General features: G+C 37.3%; 3 protein-coding genes. All 3 read left to right on the forward strand.

Features of this window, described 5'->3' with window-relative positions:
* The first annotated feature begins 14 nt into the window (after window positions 1–14).
* Window positions 15–602: a hypothetical protein gene (locus ACEWK1_RS27415; RefSeq protein WP_416636859.1), complete on the forward strand. Its 588-nt coding sequence runs from the start codon at window positions 15–17 to the stop codon at window positions 600–602.
* Between the two features lie 570 nt (window positions 603–1,172).
* Window positions 1,173–2,915: an ABC transporter ATP-binding protein gene (locus ACEWK1_RS27420; protein ID WP_416636857.1), complete on the forward strand. Its 1,743-nt coding sequence runs from the start codon at window positions 1,173–1,175 to the stop codon at window positions 2,913–2,915.
* Window positions 2,916–3,734, forward strand: an 819-nt coding sequence (locus ACEWK1_RS27425) for an ABC transporter transmembrane domain-containing protein (RefSeq protein ID WP_416636858.1), incomplete at its 3' end; no start/stop codon positions are given.

Consider the following 3,734-nt stretch of genomic DNA (forward strand, 5'->3'; position numbering starts at 1 on the left):
AGGGCACACCAACCATAAAAAGGGGACAGGCTATTACCTTTCGCCTTCCCTCTGATACCCCTGATCATTTAGTAAGACAACTGGAAAAACTTAAACAAACGGAGAAAAGAAACTTTTCTAGTACAATTGCTGATTTTGTATTAGAAGGAGTGGGCAGCTCATTAAAAAAAGAGAAAGAAATGATTACACTTCCTTTGCCAAAGCAATTATCAAAAGATCAACGAAATTGGCTAAAACACTCTCATTCAGAGGCACTAATGGGAAGTATTGTTTATCAACTATTATCTGATCCAGTCAGAGCAACATCTATATTAGCTTCATTAACGAGTAATTCCCTGGATATAGATGAAGCTTTGTATTTACAGGAAGTTGAAAATGCCCCGATGGATGTAGAAGTGGAAGATTTCTCTGTTAATCAGGTAGAGAATGAAGAAGAAGAGAGTATAGCAGTAAATGCACTTGAAGATGATATTGCTGATTTTGATATCTTCCCTACAGAAAATGAAGTTGCTGCTACGATAGAGGATGAATCAAAGGAAGATGAACCAGTAGATGACTTAAGTGATCTTTTAGGTGACTTTTTGGCGAGTATGAATAAATAAACTTCTCTGTTAGCTGTCTACTTTAACGCTACCCAGGGTTGGGCAACCTTCTTACAAGGTGCGCACAGTGCTTTTCTAAGATTAAAGTTGATAATTAGTCATAATTGTTTAAGGAATTAGCATATAACTGAACAGGAAAATAATTTCAGAAAAACGTTGACAGTACGATTTGAAAAAACATACAATAAAAAAGAATAAATTTACAGAAATTGGAGGGTTACAAAATGGAAATTGTAAGAGTGCGATACTATAGCAAAATTTCATATTGTAAGGTGACCCGCCATAACTTTCTTTAAAAATATCTAACACTTAACTTACTTTTCTACGCAGGTCATCACTATTGTGACGTGCGTTTTTATATTGTCTTTTTTCGGGCATTATGCACTTTACACATGCATAATGCCTTTTTCTGTTTATTCCGGGTATTGTATCTTCCCGTTTATATAGATATTTTTTACAAATGAAAGGAGTTTTGAGCATGTTAAAACAACAGGTGGTTCGTATTTATTTAGATTGGATGGAAGGTGGCTAACTGAAGACATTTTATTTGATATCAAAGGAGGGATATGAATGTTCTCAGTACTAGGAAAATTAAGCTGGTTTTTTTATAAATATTGGAAACGATACACAGTAGCCATTTCACTACTGATCTTCGTTAGTATTCTAGATGTTATTCCACCAAAGATAATTGGAATAGCCATTGATGATATTCAGTTTGGTCAGATGACTGCTGAACGGTTACGTGAGCTTCTGTTTTTCTTTATTGCGCTCATCATTGTCAGCTATGCGATAACTTACGTATGGATGTATCAATTGTTTGGCGGAGCACATTTAATTGAACGGATTTTAAGATACCGTTTTATGAAACACTTGCTTGCGATGACACCGAGATTTTTTGAAAAAAATCGTACCGGTGATTTAATGGCACGAGCAACAAATGACTTAAAAGCTATTTCGTTAACAGCCGGGTTTGGTATTTTAACCTTGGTCGATTCAACCGTGTTTATGATTATCATTGTTTTTGTTATGGGATTCACGATTAGCTGGAAGCTTACACTAGCTGCACTTATCCCACTCCCGTTAATGGCTATCGCAATTAACTATTTTGGGAAGCTCATTCACGAACGTTTTACTGTTGCTCAGGATGCCTTTGGAAATTTGAATGACAATGTCCTGGAATCAATAGCAGGCGTGCGAGTTATTCGCGCATATGTACAAGAAAAAGCAGATGAAGAGCGGTTTAATGAAATGACAGAGGATGTGTATGAGAAAAATATCGCTGTCGCAAAAGTTGATGCACTGTTTGAACCAACCATCAAAATACTTGTTGGCTTAAGCTATGTGATTGGCTTGGGCTATGGTGCATATCTTGTGTTCAACCAGTTGATTACTCTAGGAGAATTAGTTAGCTTTAACATTTACCTTGGAATGTTAATTTGGCCAATGTTTGCTGTTGGAGAACTAATCAATATTCTACAGCGTGGAAACGCTTCATTAGACCGGGTAAATGAGACTCTAGCCTACGAAGAAGACGTTAAGGATGTAAATAGTCCTAAGCATGTAACCATACCAGGAAATATTGAGTTTGCCAATGTGACTTTCCGTTATCCGACCTCAACAACAGACAATTTAAAAAACATTCATTTGCAGGTGAAAAGAGGAGCTACAATCGGTGTTGTTGGAAAAACAGGGTCTGGAAAAACAACATTACTCAAGCAATTGCTAAGAGAGTATCCATTAGGTGAAGGGAAACTTCTCGTTTCAGGTCAACCAATTGAAGAGATTCTAATTGATGACATTCACTCATGGGTAGGCTATGTGCCACAGGAACAAATTTTATTTTCTAGAACAATCCGTGAAAATCTTAAGTATGGAAAAGAAAATGTTAGTGAAGATGAAATTAAGTCAGCATTGAATTCAGCAGCCTTTGATTTGTCTATTCTCCCAAAAGGCCTAGACACTCTTGTAGGAGAGAAAGGTGTAGCCCTATCAGGTGGGCAAAAACAGCGCATCTCAATTGCACGGGCACTAATAAAGGATCCTGAAATTCTTTTATTAGATGATTCCATGTCGGCGGTTGATGGAAAAACAGAAGCAAAGATTATTGAAAACATTCGTCATGAACGAGCTGGAAAAACAACATTCATTACTGCCCATCGTTTATCGGCTGTCCAGCATGCAGATTGGATTATCGTGATGGACGAAGGAAAAATAGTTGAAGAGGGAACACATGAACAGTTGATTCAGCTGGGAAAATGGTACAAAGAACAATATGATCGCCAACAAGCAGATTCATATGGGGAGGTGAGCTAAATGAAGAATCCCTCAACTGGAAAACGCCTAGTTCAATATGCACTTCACTATAAACGAACAATCTTTATTGCGCTTGCTATGCTAACCTTTGCAGTAGCAGCAGAGTTAACAGGACCGTTTATAGCAAAAAGAATGATTGACCACCACATGATGGGGATTGAAAAGCCGTGGGTAGAGGTTTTAGAGGAAGATGAACAATCCGTTGCCTATCAAGGGAAATATTATAGAAAGAGTTCAGATATAACATCAGATCAATCAGTCGGTAAAGATCAAATACAGGTTGTGCAGGTTGGGCGCTCCTTCTATGTAACAGATGAGCATGTAACATTTGATGGAAAGAGGTCTATCAATAACCAAATATTAACAATTGATAATGGAGATGAAACTGCCAACTATCCTGTAAATAAACTAACAAGAGAAGAGCTGTTAGCATTTTATCAGCCTGAAATTAAACCGATTATTTTTCTTCTAAGCGTTTATGTAGGGTTGCTCTTGGTTGCAGCTTTCTTTCAATATGGAAAATCCTTGTTGCTACAAAAGGCAGCCAACCGTATTATCCAAAAAATGAGAACAGATGTATTTGAGCATATTCAAAGAGTACCACTTTCATATTTCGACAATCGTCCCGCCGGGAAAATTGTTTCACGTGTAACAAACGACACAGAGGCGATAAGGGAATTATATGTGAAAGTATTAGCGAGCTTTTTCACAAGTGGGATTTATATGACAGGAATTTTAATTGCTTTGTTTTTCTTAGACGTCAAGCTGGCACTGATTACTTTGCTTGTTGTACCGATTTTGTTTATCTGGACGGTTCTT

The sequence above is a fragment of the Metabacillus sp. YM-086 genome (genome assembly GCF_048059995.1).
In the GTDB taxonomy this organism is placed as follows: domain Bacteria; phylum Bacillota; class Bacilli; order Bacillales; family Bacillaceae; genus Metabacillus; species Metabacillus litoralis_B.